This window comes from Pseudalkalibacillus sp. A8 (genome assembly GCF_045920555.1).
Taxonomy (GTDB): domain Bacteria; phylum Bacillota; class Bacilli; order Bacillales; family Fictibacillaceae; genus Pseudalkalibacillus.
On the sequence record NZ_CP174509.1, the window covers coordinates 465,766 to 482,507 of the forward strand.

Annotated in this window: 14 protein-coding genes and 2 pseudogenes; 14 read left to right on the forward strand and 2 right to left on the reverse strand. The window is 41.9% G+C overall.

From position 1 onward, the window contains the following. Nucleotides 1-145 precede the first annotated feature (145 nt). The gene (locus tag ACJROX_RS02490) at nucleotides 146-430 is read left to right on the forward strand and encodes a hypothetical protein (protein ID WP_408009206.1); all 285 of its coding nucleotides are present in this window, start codon (nucleotides 146-148) and stop codon (nucleotides 428-430) included. Nucleotides 431-621: 191 nt separating this feature from the next. Next, nucleotides 622-2,295: an SWIM zinc finger domain-containing protein gene (locus ACJROX_RS02495; protein WP_408009207.1), complete on the forward strand. Its 1,674-nt coding sequence runs from the start codon at nucleotides 622-624 to the stop codon at nucleotides 2,293-2,295. Nucleotides 2,296-2,647: 352 nt separating this feature from the next. Here ACJROX_RS02495 and ACJROX_RS02500 read toward each other — a convergent pair whose 3' ends face one another. Then, nucleotides 2,648-3,817 carry a DUF4317 domain-containing protein gene (locus ACJROX_RS02500; protein ID WP_408009208.1) on the reverse strand — a complete coding sequence of 390 codons (1,170 nt, stop codon included), beginning with the start codon at nucleotides 3,815-3,817 and terminating at the stop codon, nucleotides 2,648-2,650. A gap of 364 nt (nucleotides 3,818-4,181) precedes the next feature. Here ACJROX_RS02500 and ACJROX_RS02505 point away from each other — a divergent pair, with 364 nt between their 5' ends. Together ACJROX_RS02505 and ACJROX_RS02510 are read left to right on the forward strand one after the other, a co-directional pair. Next, a complete protein-coding gene (locus ACJROX_RS02505; RefSeq protein ID WP_408009209.1) occupies nucleotides 4,182-5,159 on the forward strand; it encodes a LacI family DNA-binding transcriptional regulator in 978 nt (325 codons plus the stop codon). A 6-nt stretch (nucleotides 5,160-5,165) separates the two neighbouring features. Beyond that, a pseudogene (locus ACJROX_RS02510) lies at nucleotides 5,166-5,468 on the forward strand (PfkB family carbohydrate kinase); the annotation flags it as partial. Here the strand turns inward: ACJROX_RS02510 and ACJROX_RS02515 are convergent. Further along, nucleotides 5,465-5,982, reverse strand: a pseudogene (locus ACJROX_RS02515) (ABC transporter transmembrane domain-containing protein); the annotation flags it as partial. The pseudogenes ACJROX_RS02510 and ACJROX_RS02515 sit on opposite strands and share 4 nt — an antisense overlap. A gap of 390 nt (nucleotides 5,983-6,372) precedes the next feature. On the opposite strand from ACJROX_RS02515, the gene ACJROX_RS02520 reads away from it, so the two are divergent. The 10 genes from ACJROX_RS02520 (at nucleotide 6,373) to ACJROX_RS02565 (ending at nucleotide 16,663) form a co-directional block, all read left to right on the forward strand. Then, a complete protein-coding gene (locus ACJROX_RS02520; RefSeq protein WP_408009210.1) occupies nucleotides 6,373-6,894 on the forward strand; it encodes a TetR/AcrR family transcriptional regulator in 522 nt (173 codons plus the stop codon). Nucleotides 6,895-7,021: 127 nt separating this feature from the next. Continuing rightward, nucleotides 7,022-7,939 (forward strand): hypothetical protein, encoded by a 918-nt coding sequence (locus tag ACJROX_RS02525; protein WP_408009211.1) that lies wholly within the window; start codon nucleotides 7,022-7,024, stop codon nucleotides 7,937-7,939. 4 nt (nucleotides 7,940-7,943) lie between these two features. Then, nucleotides 7,944-8,393 (forward strand): ABA4-like family protein, encoded by a 450-nt coding sequence (locus ACJROX_RS02530; protein ID WP_408009212.1) that lies wholly within the window; start codon nucleotides 7,944-7,946, stop codon nucleotides 8,391-8,393. A gap of 84 nt (nucleotides 8,394-8,477) precedes the next feature. Further along, nucleotides 8,478-9,929 carry a protein adenylyltransferase SelO gene (locus ACJROX_RS02535; protein WP_408009214.1) on the forward strand — a complete coding sequence of 484 codons (1,452 nt, stop codon included), beginning with the start codon at nucleotides 8,478-8,480 and terminating at the stop codon, nucleotides 9,927-9,929. Nucleotides 9,930-10,104: 175 nt separating this feature from the next. Then, nucleotides 10,105-11,487, forward strand: a complete 1,383-nt coding sequence (locus tag ACJROX_RS02540) for an amino acid permease (RefSeq protein WP_408009215.1) — start codon at nucleotides 10,105-10,107, stop codon at nucleotides 11,485-11,487. A gap of 562 nt (nucleotides 11,488-12,049) precedes the next feature. Beyond that, on the forward strand, nucleotides 12,050-12,730 hold the full coding sequence (locus ACJROX_RS02545) for a GntR family transcriptional regulator (RefSeq protein WP_408009216.1): 681 nt from the start codon (nucleotides 12,050-12,052) through the stop codon (nucleotides 12,728-12,730). 87 nt (nucleotides 12,731-12,817) lie between these two features. Further along, complete coding sequence (locus ACJROX_RS02550; RefSeq protein WP_408009217.1) at nucleotides 12,818-13,825, forward strand: DctP family TRAP transporter solute-binding subunit; 1,008 nt, start codon at nucleotides 12,818-12,820, stop codon at nucleotides 13,823-13,825. A gap of 9 nt (nucleotides 13,826-13,834) precedes the next feature. Beyond that, nucleotides 13,835-14,365 carry a TRAP transporter small permease gene (locus ACJROX_RS02555; protein WP_408009218.1) on the forward strand — a complete coding sequence of 177 codons (531 nt, stop codon included), beginning with the start codon at nucleotides 13,835-13,837 and terminating at the stop codon, nucleotides 14,363-14,365. Further along, nucleotides 14,350-15,630, forward strand: a complete 1,281-nt coding sequence (locus tag ACJROX_RS02560; protein WP_408009219.1) for a TRAP transporter large permease — start codon at nucleotides 14,350-14,352, stop codon at nucleotides 15,628-15,630. The genes ACJROX_RS02555 and ACJROX_RS02560 overlap by 16 nt, the downstream gene beginning before the upstream one ends. Before the next feature lie 25 nt (nucleotides 15,631-15,655). After that, complete coding sequence (locus ACJROX_RS02565) at nucleotides 15,656-16,663, forward strand: proline racemase family protein (RefSeq protein WP_408009220.1); 1,008 nt, start codon at nucleotides 15,656-15,658, stop codon at nucleotides 16,661-16,663. The last annotated feature ends 79 nt before the right edge of the window (nucleotides 16,664-16,742 follow it).

Below are 16,742 nucleotides of genomic sequence, written 5' to 3' on the forward strand. Positions count from 1 at the left end.
AACGGTTTAATTTGAAAGAAAGATGTATAAATTTTCGGAAAATTATCACAACCAAAAAATAGAATCGGAGTTATAGAAGTTTGAAGCATGATTAACTATAAATTTAAAATTCCATATATTAGAAGTAGTTGAAAATCAAATAAAAATGAATGATCCCAAATGTACAAAGAAAACATTAAATCGCTTATTGGGCTTAGGTTATGCTGAAGACGAATCAAAAAAGATAGGTAGCGTACTTGTAGAAGAAATGTATAACATTATGAAACATCAAGTTTCATTTGATGAAAAACGCTATGCAAAAAAGTTGTCATTGCTTCCAGACTATAGATTAAGAACAATGATGGCTCCACTGTTAAAGCACAGTCTGTTGAAGTTGCATCTAATGTTGGTAGAAATGACCATGCCCTTGTGGAACCGGAAAGAAATATAAGAAGTGCTGCGGGAGATGATGTTTTGAGCTGTGACAGTTCAGTGCTTCTTACGCATGAGAGCCGTCCTTTTTGTAATCTTGAATCTACTACAGTTAGGTTCCTGTTGCATAGTAAATTAAGTGGTTGCTTCGGCAGCCGCTTTTTTATGTTAGAATCATGCTAACAATCCACTAAGGGAGACTTGGGTTCTATGAAGCTTTCTAATTTTGAAGAATTCATCGATGAAGTCATTTTACAGCGCGGAGAAAATTATTATGCAAACGATCAAATAGAGACAATCAAGGAAATCGAGCTTAATCGATACCTGGTAGAAGTAGCTGGTTCAGACTACTACACGGTTGGTATTATCTTGAACGATTCACAAGAAATCGTCGATACGCACTGTAGTTGCCCGTATGATTGGGGAGAGTACTGCAAACATCAGGTGGCAGCGTTTTTTGCATTAAGAGGTGACGAAACCTTGGAAACGAAAAAGCCGAAAACACAAACAACTTCTAACAAGAGAGAAGATCTGGGATCGGTCCTTCTAAAGCTGAAGAAAGAAGAATTGATCCGTATTATTATGGATATTTCAGAAGATCATGAAGAAATTGAGAAGAAGCTTTTGTTCAAATATTCATCTTCAGAAAATGAGATTGCAGACAGTAAAAAACTGATCCAGGAATTCATCAACCAAGCGAAGCAGCGTGGATTCATATCATGGAACAGGACTTTTCATGCTCTTCAAGGCGCCATAATGACACTTGAAAAAGCGCATGAAAAAGTTGAAGAGGGTGAAACCGAACGTGCAGTATTGCTGAGTATTGCCGTTTTATCAAAAGTGGTGAACATGCTGCAATATTGTGATGATTCTAGTGGTCATGTAGGCGATGTAGTATTTGAAAGTTTCGATATCATTGATGACGCCATTACCAGCGAGATCAACGAGTTGAGCAATCAAGAAAAGAAAAAACTTTTCGATGCCATTATAAAAGAAGCCCGTAACAAACGCTATGATGAATGGAGCGAATGGCGTTTGAAGCTGTTGGATTCATGCAGTCATTTTTCAGGTGACGAAAAACTACGTAAAAAACTTGAAGATCAGCTGGACAAGGAATTGGAAAAAGCCGCAGCCAAGTCCTGGGGCAAATATGATATTGAAAGAGTCAAGCTGATTCAGCTGTACATCATCGAGCGCAATGATGGTGAAGAAAAGGCGTTTCAATTTATAGAAGAAAATATTCACCTTCAATCTTTTAGGGAAAAAGTAATTTGTCGCCTCATGGAACAAGGCGATTATCTTGGTGTCATCAGGCGGAGCAAAGAGGGGGAAAGACAAGATCAGAAGTACCCTGGACTTGTTACAACATGGAGAAAATACCAGTTAGAGGCTCATGAACATCTTGGAAATATAGCACAACAACGAGAATTGACAAAGGAATTCCTAATTGGTGATGGGTTTGAATACTACCACAAGTTAAAAAGTCTTTACCAACCCGAGGAATGGGAACAGGTACGAGACGAAGTCCTTAGCAAACTTCAAGAAAAATTTTTAGGGACTCAAACCTTTATTAAAATCTTAAAACAAGAAAAATTGTATGAGAAGATGTTGCAATACTGCCGTAAAAAACCAAACGAGATCATTCAGTTGTATCCATACCTCCTGGACGATTACTTTGAAGAAGTTAACAAGATATTCAAGAAATTCATCGAAACAGAAGCAGAAACTGCAGACAACCGGAAAAAATATCGCAAAGTATGCAAACACATCAAGACCTATAAAAAAGTATACGGCGAAACCAATACGCAAAAGATTATAGAAGATTTGAAACAGAAATATGAAAGAAGACCAGCCTTTGTTGATGAGCTTGGGAAGGTTAAATGACGGTAGACTAAACCTATTACTCTGGTGTAATTACCAATAATAGGTTTTTTATTGGGATAAGCCTTGTTAACACAAGGAAAAATTTGAGGTGAAAAGAAGTAATCGTTTTCGAGGCAACTCTCCAATGTTTTTGAGGATCAGCTTGTTCCCAATATTAGTAATAATTACAACACCAAAATCAGGGGCAGCAGTGAAGCTTATATGGATTTCTACTGTTGCTTAACTAAAATTCTAAGAGGGCGGTCCTTCTGCATAAGCAAGAGAACCGCCTTTTTGAAAGTCGGATCGCCATATATCAGACTTTCATTTCCTTTACATATACGTTGATAGGCTATATCAGCTCATTGAGATTTTATTCGCCAAAAGCTTCTGGAAGCATCTTGAATCCCTCGATCTCTGCATCCTCTTCTACTTCAATCATAATGCAGCGTTTCCCTTTATAATTGACTTGCCTGACGTATTCGAGGTCCTGTGGACTGATGGAGATGTTCGCGATCTTCGTATTGATTTTGATTGATTTTGATTTGTACTTAGGCACGATGCTGCTTGCCTTCAATTCATAGGTTTCGTCATCGGTGACGCGTTGGAAAGCGGTTTTTACTTTTTCGGAATCAACTTTTTCACCTCCGCTTTGATTCAATACACGCTCCATGTTTTTGTAATCAAGCCTCGGTTCTTCTTCCTCATCGTTTTCCTCGACCATATGATTGATTTCACGATAAACGTTCGCAAGGGTAGAGGGGGTGAGCTGGTCGCCCATGACATCCTTGATCACTTCCTCAAACACCGCTTTATCCTCTTTCGCTGTGATCGTATGTTCACCGTTTAATACTTCTTCTATGAATCTATGATCCGGTTCATTCGCTTTCCCTGAAGCGTATAAAACATGGTTTACATCCGATGTACCATTAGAGAAGCATGGGAAAAGAAATCCGGTCATCGGGGCGTTGAGATCGATGACCGAGTCGACATCGATATTGTATTTGAACTCTTTCTCGACATAGTCAAACACCAACTCTTTTTTCGACTCCTTCGTTTTGTTTATGCTGCAAAGGATGAACGGGTGGGAATAAACGGCGTCCCGTTCACTTTCCTCAGCTTCATCATTCCGCCGTTTCATCGGCTTCAAATATTCGGCACGGATGAAGGTGACGACGACATCCTTTTCATATGGATGGTCTTTGATCATTTTTTCCGTCATGTGCAGCATTTGTTCCTTCCAGTCCTCGACTTCGCTGCTCAGTAACCCTTTATGTAAAATGAGCTGACTGCTATTGTCTGCGTCACGTTTGAATTTCAGTTCAAACAACTTTTCATCCATCTGTCCTGTCAGCAGCTTCTTGAAATTATTGATGAAAAGCTCCTGCTGATCCTTGTCCAGCATTTCGAACGGCTGGCTCTGATGATGGTAAATATCAGTTGTTTCTTTCATGATATACACGTTAAAGATGTCAGAGATCTTCAAGAAATCATTATCCGTTTTCAGTTGTCTGCGGATACCGGCTATGTCTTTTTTATTCATCGGCCGTACACTCCTATACTGCATGTGTTGTGGGTTTCATAAAAAACGATTCTTCTATTTTAACATAAGATTTATGGAGTCAGGCATATGTATAAATACTTTGGGGCTCGAATAGCTTTTTTAGATTTAGGGGCTTCAGTTTCATTTACCCTTCCTTTCTTAACCTAAATAAGGCGGCGGCCACATGAATGGCATAGAGGATGTCCTTGGTACCTCTTGCAGTTGTCCTTATGATTTTGGAGAGGGTCGTTTTCAAATTCGGCTCTTTACACTTCAGATGAAAATTTGACACACCCCCTTGCAAACGATTACAACAATGTGCTATTTTATGTGTAACCGGTTACACAAGGCAGGAGTGAAAGTTATGGTAACGATCAAAGATGTTGCACGAGAAGCAGGCGTTTCTGTAGCGACTATTTCGCGTGTGTTAAATGATAACGGTTATGTCGGATCCGATACGAGAAAAAAAGTAATGGAAGCAATCGCTAAATTGAACTACAGCCCGAACGAAGTCGCACGATCCCTTTACAAAAGGGAATCAAGGCTGATCGGTTTGCTTTTACCTGATATTACGAACCCATTTTTTCCACAGCTGGCTAGAGGTGTGGAGGATGAACTCAGTCGGTCTGGATTCCGGCTTTTGCTCGGAAACAGTGATGAAAATGTCCAAAAGGAATTGGATTATATACAAACATTCGTGCAGAACAATGTCGTAGGAATCATATCGGCGACTAATCACGTCGACTACAAAATTTATGATGCATTAAAGCTCCCTCTCGTCCTTTTGGATCGTACCTCGGAAGACTACCCGGCCGTTTATTCGGATGGAAGGGAAGGAGGCCGTTTGGCAGCGAGGACGCTCATCGAAAAGGGAGCTAAAAGAATCACGCTTGTGAAAGGGCCCGCTCATGTCAAGCCTGCGCAAGATAGATTCCAAGGTGCGATTGAGGAATTGAGTCAAGCTGACATTGATTTTTCTGTATTGTCCTCTACGTCCTATTCCTTTGAAGAGGCCCAAGGGTGGGCAGAAGAATTATTCGAAAAATTCTCCGATACCGATGGCGTGATAGCCAGCAATGATATTGTCGGGATCGCGATCATACATGAAGCGTTGAAACTCGGGAAAAAGATCCCGGAGGACTTGCAGATTATCGGTTATGATGACATCCCGCAAAGCAGCTTGTGCTACCCGACCCTTTCAACCATCAGGCAGCCTGCGTACGAGATGGGGCGTCAAGCCGCTCAGTTGCTAATAAAAATGGTCAAAAAAGAACAAGGCATTGAACATACGATTCAAATGCCTGTCGAACTAGTAGAAAGAAATACAACCCGAAAGGAATGAAAAATCATGAAGAAACCGAAAATTGCCGTCATTGGCAGTTCATCGATGGATTTAGTTGTAACATCAACGAGACGTCCACGGGCTGGAGAGACCGTTCTTGGAGAGTCTTTTGAAACGGTCCCAGGCGGTAAAGGGGCGAACCAGGCAGTTGCAGCAGCCCGATTGGGAGCCGATGTCTATATGATCGGGTGCGTCGGGGATGACGCCTATGGTAAGGCGATTGTTGACAACTTAAAGGCTCAAGGTGTTCATACGGATTATGTGGAACCGGTTACACACGAAAGGAGTGGAACGGCCCACATTATGATTGGAACAGAGATGAACATCAATAATGTCATTTTCCAGTCCATTACAAACAAGATGATGACAGCTCCAATGATGGTGATGATCCCGCTTATGAACTGAGGAAAATGCTGGGAGATCAAGTCCTTTACAATTCCAGTATCATTGACGACCCGGCTGACCGTTTCCCCGCTTGTGTTTTTATCAAAGTAATTGACTGGCAGGCGTAAAAGCTTGAACCACATTCTTTCCCGCAAGCGGGCAATGATTTTTTGGCCAACGTAGGCAAGTGCATACGTAGAAATTCCACTGGTGACCGCCTGTAAAATAAAGACAGTGATGATAATCGCGATCAAAGAAGCATTTAAGGAATGATCGAAAAACCATCGACCATTTCTCTCGTCAACAGTGGGATCGTCAGTCCTACGAGTGTGGTGATGAAACTCCCGATCAGCCCTACAGCAAGTGCAATCTTTGGTATTTTTGTCGAAAGGATGAGGGAGAAAAAAGGTTTAAGCGTAATCTTTTGTTCTATTTCCATAGGTTCGGCTCCTTTAAAATGCATCGTAATGCCTCTGGTCCTGTATACGGACCAGAGCGCTTAATGTTGCATCCTTTAATTAAAAGTTTAAAAATTTCCCTATGTATGATGCTTCTACTTGGGCAACTTGCGCTGGTGTACCTTCGTCGATCACTTGTCCCCTAGCTTTCCCGCTTTCAGGTCCGATGTCGATGATCCAATCGGAGGCACGGAAGACTTACATGGTGTGATCGACGAAAATGATTGTGGTCCCAGTATCAACGAGCCGATTTATGTTATGTGAAATAGGAGAGAATACGTAAAACTAGTCAATTTAGTAAAAACAATTGACAAAAGTACATCTGTTGAATATAATTTATTAATCAATAAATAAATAAAAGGATGATACAAGTGGCAGTGCGAGAAGATAAAAAAGAACGAATCATCGAAAATGCAATGTGCATTTTCGCCGAGAGGGGGTACTATAAAACAACGACTGCAATGTTGGCAAAGGCATCAGGAGTAACCCAGCCATATGTGTTCCATTTCTTTTCCAACAAAGAGGAATTGTTCAAGGATGTCATCGATCGGGCTTTCAGCCGTATTTATGATACATTTGCAGAGGTTGAAGCACCTTCTGATCAATTGATCCCGACGATGGGGCGTGCTTTCTTTGAAATCATGCAAACCCATCGTGATGAGGTGTTGATGGTCATGCAGGCCTACACCATTTCAGATGCAGGCATTCGTGAACATGTCCGTAAACTGTATGATAAGATGTTTGACAGCTTGACGTTGAAAATGGATCGGGCGGATATTCCGAATCCAAAAGAGAGAGCTGCTGAATTTATTGGAACCGGGTTATTGATCACGCTTGCAGAAGTGTTGGATATGCCCGAAATGCTTGAAGGGAAAAATAAAACGGACTGTTAAAAAAGAAGTACCGTATTTTTAAGGTACTATAGGCTCGACCCACAAAGCTTGGCCTCACCAAGCTTTTCTTTAGAAACATTAATTTATTGACTGATAAATAAATATTACTTTAAGGAGGGTTTTCTTGATGTCATCTGTTATCAAGACTGATGAAAAGAATGTTGTCGAACCATCTCCTAAGCTTTTTAAAGGAGAAAGATGGCTCGTATTAACCGGCGTGATCGGACTTTTACTCGCAATCGGCATCGCTGTTTTTATCTTTTTCAAAGGTTCCATCATTTTACCTGAAGGGAATATAAGCGATGCATTTTCGTTCAATGCAGCCATTGGGATTTTCACCCTTTCAATCGCTGCGATTTTACCAATAGCAGGGTTCAGAGATCGTAAAAGGAAAACGATCCGGTGGCTTTTTGTCATCTCCGCTTTGTATGCCTATGCAATTGAAACTGTTCAGAATTTCCGGGGTTTGAATCCGCGGTTTTCGACTGAAGGTGGTGTCATCGATATGGTTGCAGGGATGATTTTCGGCGTGATTTCCCTATTGTTAGTGACCTTGATGATATGGCTTACGATCCAGTTTTTCAGATTGAAATCACCTCATAGACGTCCATTACTCATACTTGGGATCCGATATGCGTTTCTTTCAGTCTTTCTAGCCAACCTTGCGGGGATATGGATGATTTTGATGCAGGATCGATTTACAGGGGATGCAGGAAATTTGATTGTACTGCATGGAATCGGATTCCACGCCTTACAAACGTTAATCTTACCAGCATGGCTATTGGAAAAAACACAAGTCACGGATCGTTTTAAAAAATGGCTGATTCATTATGGCAGCATCGCCTGGATGCTTTCGATCGTATTGATCGCTTTTCAAACTGCACGAGGCTTCTCTGTGTTTGAACTGACGCTATTGCCGATCCTTGCAAGCATTTTATTACTCATGTGGCTTGTTTCAACAGCCATCGCATTTGTGTCTTTTATGAAGAAGGGTAGAAACAATGCTTTCGAAACAGATCCTATTTCCATTGTGAAAGGGGAGTAACCATATGTATCACCTTTTGTTCTCACTCTCAAGCCTGGCGGTCTTGTTTTGGGTGCTGCTTATTTTGCTGCCAAGCTGGAAGGTGACACGCTTTCTAGCCCAGCTACACATTTTCCCTGTCTTTTTAGCGATCCTGTATAGTGTTGGAATCATCACAGCGATTTCGACAAAGGGGCTCGGGTTCATCCAACATTTCAACTCGGCGTCAGGCGTTATCCAGCTGTTGTCGGAATCAGATTTCGCTTTGCTTGTGTGGATTCATATCCTGTGTTTTGATCAGGTGGTCGGTCATTCTATTTACCGGGATAATATGGAAAACCGATACATCCAACTACCGCTGCAATCAATCCTCTTATTTTTGACCCTTATGTTTGGACCCTTTGGATGGTTGTGCTATGTTATGTTCAAGAAGATAGGAGGACATGAAAGAGAACGTTCGAAAGAGAATATATAAGGGTATAACAATACAATAGAGGCAAATACTAAAAGGACTTGTTTTGCTGAATACAAAAGGACGAAAGAAGAAAAGGAGAGAATAATGGTCGATCCAGGATGGAACTTTGACAATAGCTATGCACGCTTGCCAAAGAAGCTCTTTTCTACAATTGAACCAAACCCTGTAGAGGAGCCGGAATTGGTCGTTTTCAACGAATCTCTCGCAAGAACGTTAGGGTTAGATCCAGAGGCTTTACAATCAGAAGAAGGTGTATCGGTCGTTGCCGGCAATGAGACTCCCAAAGGCTCAGAGCCCATTGCCCAAGCCTATGCAGGTCATCAATTCGGAAGTTTCACGATGTTAGGTGACGGCCGGGCGATGATGATTGGCGAGCAGATCACGCCTGATGGTGAACGCTATGACATTCAGCTGAAAGGCTCGGGCAGAACCCCATATTCCCGTGGTGGCGATGGTCGAGCAGCTCTAGGACCGATGCTGCGCGAACATATCATCAGTGAAGCGATGTATGCACTCGGCATTCCGACTACAAGAAGCCTGGCTGTAGTTACAACCGGAGAATCGATCATCCGTGAAACGGAACTGCCTGGGGCGATCCTGACCCGTGTCGCTGCCAGTCATCTACGCGTTGGTACGTTTGAATTCATTGCCAATTGGGGAGAAAAAGAGGAACCCCAAGCACTTGCTGACTATGCAATTGAACGCCACTATCCTGAAATTAAAAAAGACGAAAACCGATATCTTTCATTGCTTCAAGAAGTGATCAAGCGGCAGGCTGCACTGATTGCCAAATGGCAGCAGGTCGGTTTCATCCATGGCGTGATGAACACCGACAATGTAACGATCAGTGGTGAAACCATCGATTATGGGCCTTGTGCCTTCATGGATACGTATGATCCTGAAACAGTCTTCAGTTCGATTGATGTTCGCGGCCGTTACATGTACGCAAATCAACCGCCAATCGGGGCATGGAACCTTGCTCGTTTTGCAGAAACACTCATACCCCTGATCCATGACGACCAAGAAAAAGCAATTGAAATCGCTGAGAAAGAGATTACCAAGTTTGGGGACTTGTATCGTGATTACTGGCTATCAGGCATGAGAGCAAAACTTGGTATCTTTAACGAGGAAGCAGAGGACGAAAACCTGATTGGAGACCTTCACAAACTGATGAAGGAGCATAAAGCTGACTTTACGAACACTTTCCGCGCCTTGACGTTTGATAAGCTGGAAGAGGCAGAGCTGTTTAAGTCAGAGGAACAATGGCATAAGCGTTGGCAGGAGAGACTCGAAAGACAAGAGGAATCGAAGGAAGAATCCCAGCAATTAATGCGCGACAACAACCCTGCCGTGATCCCTCGGAACCACCGGGTCGAAGAGGCACTAGAAGCAGCAGTAGAAAGAGGCGACTACAGTATGATGGAAAAGCTGCTCAATACACTATCAAACCCATATGCTCATACTCCAGAACAGGAAGAGTATTGCACATTGCCACCAGACACTGATCGTCCTTATGTAACGTATTGCGGAACATGATCAACATAAGGGGCTGACCCAAAACATCGATGAAATTGATGTTAGAGTCAGCCCCATTCTTTTTTCATTCCCAAAGTAGATCAACTTACCCGTGATTAGTAAAGATCGGTGCAATGGCTAATAATAAAACAGGTGACGACATCATTATCGATCTTCTAATAATGGGGGAAGTTTCATGAAGCATCATCACTTGTTGAAACAGTCTGTAGAGCGAAAAAAGGAAAAGCAACTTAGAAAGGGAAAAGGTCTGCGATGGTGGCAGCTTTCTCTAATAGGAATCGGCTCGATTATAGGTGCTGGTTTTTTCCTGGGGACAGGTCTTTCTATCAAAATTGCCGGTCCATCTATTTTGATTGGTTACTTGATTGCGGGATTGACCACGTTCTTTGTGTTCAGTTCTTTAGCCGAAATGACCGTAAATGATCCAGAAACAGGCTCTTTCCGGACTTATGCAAGGAAAGCATTCGGGCATTCTGCAGGGTTCCTTTCAGGGTGGATGTACTGGCTATCTGGCGTCTTGATCATGTCCAGTGAAATCGTTGCGCTATCGACCTTTACACAGTTTTGGTTCCCTCAAATCCCATTATGGATATTTTCAATCATTTATGCGGTGTTGGGCTTTGGGATCAATTTGCTGGGAGTGAAGAACTTTGGCCAGATCGAGTCTTTATTTGCCATCATCAAATTATCGACCCTCATCATTTTCATCGCCTTTGGCACATTGTTCTTGTTAGATATCATCAATCCGAACGATATCGTCTCCGTAAACCAGCCAGGAATCGGTGATCTTTTTCCGAACGGAATCGGAGGATTATGGGCAGCGATGATTTTCATCTTCTTTTCATTCGGGGGGATTGCCGTTGTAGGGGTCGCATCATCGGAACTTGAAAGCAAAAAAGACGTTCCGAAGACTGGTGTAGGGTTGATCATCACCTTGGTTTCCATCTACATCGTATGTTTATTTTTTGTGTTGGAAATGGTGGACTGGACCATCATCAACGAGTCGGAAAGTCCTTTTGTGACAGCACTATCGGCATTCCAAATCCCATATCTGGACACCATCTTCAACATTATCATCATCAGCGCTGCCTTTTCGACGATGGTCGGTGCCTTGTTTTCGATAAGTCGTGTAATGGTTTCGTTGGCGAAGGATGGGGATGCACCAAAAATACTGAAAGAGAAAAATAATCGTGGTGTGGCGTTGCCAGCCCTGTCATTGACGGCGATTGGACTCGCGATCTCGATTCTTTTCTCGTATCTGTTACCAGGTACGATGTATGAATATGTGACGACCTCTGCAGGCGTCATGCTGATCTTGAATTGGGTGATCATCCTTGCCTCGCAGATCAGACTGCATCCTACGTATGCCGGTAACGAAGGCACGTTCAAAGCATTTGGATTTCCTTATACCTCCTATATAGGCATTGCGGTTATTTTAATAGCCATATCAGGCGCACTAGTTCATATGAATCAAAGAATCGGCTTATTTATCAGCATAGGGATGATTTTGCTGATTTTCATTTGTTCTAAATTCATATCCAAAGACAAAATGGGATGATTACAAAGATATGTGGTTCAGCGGAAAATGTATGAATAAAAAGCAAGTGGTTAACAATAAGCTACTTGCTTTAGCTAGAGGAAAGCTGTATTGAGTACGTTGAAAAAAGCGAGAACGAAGACGCACTGATTTTACGGATGTACACGCGAAAGAAGAAAAGTTTACAGTGGGGTTACAATCAACACTAAGGTTCAGGAAACGGCGCTCGTCAATCTGAATAAAGAAGCGATCCAACCGCTTGAAAAGACATTGAACAAGATAAAGGTTGAACTGCAACCGAACCAAGTTCAATCGGTTCGTATAAAATAGGGCAACTAGAGTTCCTTCTCATGGAGGAGCTCTTCTTATTTTTGCATGACATATTGTATCCCACATAAAATAAATGAATCTTACAATATAATCTATCGGAAGAAAATAAAGAAGTTAATAGACAAAAACCCTATTTAATAAGGGTTAAACACACTTGTATTTATCTGATTTTTTTCATTTATCAAAAAATAACTTGTACTGGGATACAATATCCCTTAAAATCGAAATAACGAGAAAGGGGTCGAATGAAAATATGGCAAAGATCAATACCCTGTCTATTCGTGAAAGCGTATTCAGGCAAGTCAGGAAGGATATATTGAATCATTCATTAAAACCGGGTGACAAAATCATAGAAGCTGAGTTAGCCGATCAACTAGGAGTTAGTCGAACTCCAGTCCGAGAAGCGCTCCATCGACTGGAGCAAGAGGGTCTGGTAGAGATCCATCCTAGAAAGTTTTGTCTCGTTAAGGGCGTAACGTCAGAATGCATTAAAGAAATTCATCTCATTAGAGCACAATTGGAACCTCTTGCAGCCAGATACGCGGTTGATCATTTGACTGATGATGAACTTCACTATTTGAAAATGCTTATCCAGCAATCCGAAAAACACTCAAAACCGTTAGATGTAGATCGTTTGATGAGAGTCAATGATGAGTTCCATCAGACTATCATTAAAGCGTCAAAGCTTACGAGGATCATTAAAATCCTTGAAAATATGCATGATTATGTCGTCTCTTTCAGGTACTCATTTATGTCTCGTAGCGGTTTAGTCGAACGCTCCATTAAAGAACATAATGAGATTTATGAAGCTCTGGCCAATCGAGACAAGGAAGCTGTCGAAAAAGCTGTTTCCAACCACTTGAAAGGTATTTCGGAGTATGAGGAAGTCGTTTTGGAAGACTTGGAAACCGAACTGGTCGAAGAGAATCAATAGTCTACAGTACATTCTATCAAGGTGGTGATCATTCTTTTCTGTTAGTTCATTCCGTAAAAGATTAATGAAAGGGGAGGAAGGACAACAATGAAATTTTTAAAATTTGCAGGGGTGGCACTTTTAGGTTTCAGTATGTTAGTCGGATGTTCTTCAGGGACTGATTCATCTGGAGAAGAATCCATGACGCTAAGCTTCGCATATGAGTTGCCGAACGACCATCCATGGGGGCATGGTGCTGAAGAGTTCAAAAAGATCGTAGAGGAAAAAACAGACGGGAAGATCAAAATCAAGATCTACGGTAATGGACAACTTGCTGGATCCGGCCGGGAAATTCAAGAAGGCGCGAAGGTAGGTACGATTGATATTGGCATATCTTCAACGCCTATGGCCCAAATGAATCCATATGTCGATATTTTCTCATTACCTTATATATTTGAAAATCGGGAACAAGCATGGGAAGTGTTAGATGGCCCGATCGGTGAAAAAGTAGGGTCATATTTAGAAGAAAACAATCTTAAGCATTTGGCCTATTGGGAAGATGGATTCAGGCAGGTTACCAATAACCAAACACAGATCCAATCACCTGAAGACTTTGAAGGTTTGAGAATTCGAGTCCCAGAAAGTGATGTAAGGATGGAAACGTTCAAGAAACTAGGAGCCAGCCCTTTACCGATGGCATGGTCAGAAGTATTTACAGCATTGCAACAAGGGACGATCGATGGGCAGGAAAATCCTTTGTCCGTCATTCATAGTGCATCCTTTTATGATGTCCAAAAATACTTGACGATCACCAATCATGTCTATTCTCCAGCGACATTATTCATGAATATGGACAAATGGGAACAATTATCGGACGAGCAACAGAAAATCATACTGGAGGCCGCTGAAGCAGGACGGGACATCAACCGTGAAATGAATGCAAAGCAGGATGAGGACTTGATCAATGATTTGAAGGAAAAAGGGATGGACGTACAAGTCATTGAGGACATCAAACCTTTCCAGGAAGTGACGAAACCAGTCTGGGATATGGTGACTGAAGAATTAGGAAGCGATGCAGAACAGATCATCCAAGATATACAAGAGAAACAAGAATAGAGCGGCATTATGAAGAAACTTCGGAACATCCTATATCTATTGATCAAATCGACGAATATATTCGCTCTGTTCTTCATGTTTTTTATCCTATTTCTTCAAGTGATCACTAGGAAAATACTGAATGATCCGCTTCCATGGCCGGAAGAATTATCATTGATTGCGATGATATGGATCACGTTCTTTGGGGCTTATCAGTGTACGGTGGAAGATAATCATTTAAAGATGGATTTTTTACAAGATCAACTTCCGGAAAAATTGAAACCATATGTTCAAGTCCTTTCAAAAGGCTTGGTTGCAATATTTCTTGTCATGACAGTAATCTGGGCGTATTCGTTCATCCAGCAATCTGGAAGTATTGGTATGCCTGTAACAGATATACCGATGAGGGTCCCTTATATGATCATTTGGATCAGTTTCATCCTCATGATCATCGAAATCTTAATACAAATGTTAACTGAAATCAAAAAAATAATAGATGGGTCTTCGAAACAAAACAGGGACGGAATCGAGAAAGGGGGAGAAAAATGCTCCCAATCTTGATGTTGGTTTCAATTTTAGTCTTATTGGCTCTAGGGGTTCCAATTGCTTTTGCGCTTGGGTTAACTGCGTTAGGTTTCTTGGTCTATTTTGCTGATATTCCAATGGGGTTATTGCTTCAGCAACTATATTTAGGGACAAACAGCTTTCCGTTACTTGCAATCCCATTATTTATGCTAGCTGGGTCATTGATGAATTATGGGGGAATCTCTAAGCGACTAATAAATTTTGCGCTTTCCATCATTGGGATGGTCCGCGGAGGACTGGCAATGGTGAACGTGGTAGCATCTGTTTTCTTTGGAGCTATCACTGGTACAGCTGCTGGGGCTAGTGCTGCGGTCGGCCAAATTATGATTCCAGCAATGAAGGAGAAAGGATACTCACCAAGTTTTTCAGCAGCGGTGACTTCTGCGGGATCATCTCTTGGCATCGTCATTCCCCCAAGCGTTCCGATGATCCTATACGGATCCATTTCAGGATTGTCGGTCGCTAGTCTATTTTTAGCAGGTGTACCCATTGGAATAACGATTGCAATCGGTTATATGGTTGTTGTTTATATCATTTCATTAAAAAAGGATTACACATTCACAGAGCAACCGTTCACGTTTAAATTTTTCATTAAGTCCTTTTTAACAGCAATCCCAGCTTTATTGGTCCCGGTGGCAATACTGGGAGGAATCATGACAGGGTTCGCAACTCCTACAGAATCAGCTGCGATTGCAGTATTAGTAGGAATCCTAGCAGGCATCATCTATAAGGAATTGACTTGGAAGGGATTCATCAATGCCTTGAATGAAAGTGTCAAAAATACGGCACTTGTCATGTTTATCGTGGCAACCGCTAAAATACTAGGTTATTCCTTTTCTGCCCTTGGAATAGGGCAGATGATGCTTGAGCCGCTGATGGCCTTTGGGGACTCACCGGTTAAATTGATGTTGATTGCAAGTCTGATCTTGTTCATAGGCGGATTTATATTTGATGGTACTGTCATGGTGTTGGTTATTGTGCCTTTATTTTTGCCATTAGTACAAGCAACAGCAATCGACCCCTTGCAGTTTGCGATGGTGGTCATCATTGTGTGGGCGATTGGCCAACAGACACCACCTGTTGCAAGTGGATTGTATATCACTACAGCAATTGCGAAAGTCAGCATGCTGCAAGTAAGCCGGTACAATATCTGGTTCATCCTCGTGCTATTCATAAGTCTCATGGGCATGATTTTCGCCCCGGATATCATGCTTTATGTACCAAAACTATTAATATCATAAACTTTTGATCAAGGAGCTGTTGTAATTGAATTTCACGAATGTATTTCAAACAATAGAGACGCATACTTTTGGAGAACCAACTAGAATCATAAATGGTGGATTGTTGAAACTGAAAGGCAAGACAGTTGCTGAACAGCGAGATTATATGGCTGAGCATTATGTTTGGCTTAGAAATGCATTGATTCAGGAACCGAGAGGGCATCGTGATATGTTCGGAGCTGTGCTGCTTCCACCGACCAGTGATGAGATCGACTTCGGTGTCATCTATATGGATAATTCCAACTTTTTGAACATGTGTGGACATGCGACAATTGGCGTTGCAACAGCTATCGTAGAAACGGGGCTTGTGAAAGTGGATGGACCAGAGGTGGAATTGGTCCTGGAGACACCAGCGGGTCTTGTTTATCCAAGGGTCAAGGTTGAAAATGGTCGTGTAGAATCTGTCAGTTTTAAAAATGTACCAGGGTTCCTTGAGAAAAGGGACGTAGTCATAGACGCAGGGGAACTTGGGTCAATTACAGTTGACATCAGTTATGGCGGCAATTACTTTGCCTGGGTGGATGTGGAACAAGTTGGCGAAGAGATTCATGTTTCGAACGGATCACAACTTAAAAAGCTCGCAAAAATCATCAAAGATCATGTGAACAATCAAGTAAAGGTTCAGCATCCGACCAAACCCTATATAAATAAGGTAGATATCGTCACATTTTATGGAAAACCGACCATACCAGATGCAGATTATAAAAATGTCCACGTGTTCAGTGATCGACAAGCTGATCGATCTCCTGGGGGGACAGGAACAACGGCTATGGTTGCCAGAATGGTTGGAAGGAATGAGTTGGAAGTTGGTGAGGAAATCGTCTGTGAAGGATTTGTCGGCGGTAAATTCATCGGTAAAGCACTTGAAAATGTTAAGGTCGGGGACCAGGATGCTGTCATTACTGAAATTACAGGATCAGCATTCATTACGGGATTCCAAAATATTTTGATCGATCCTAACGATCCATTCAAACACGGCTTCATGGTAGATTGATAAAGTCGAAGAAAGGGACAACTGGCAAAGGCTGGTTGTCTTGTTTTTAAGATTCCTAACATGTCTCTTTTTCAATTTC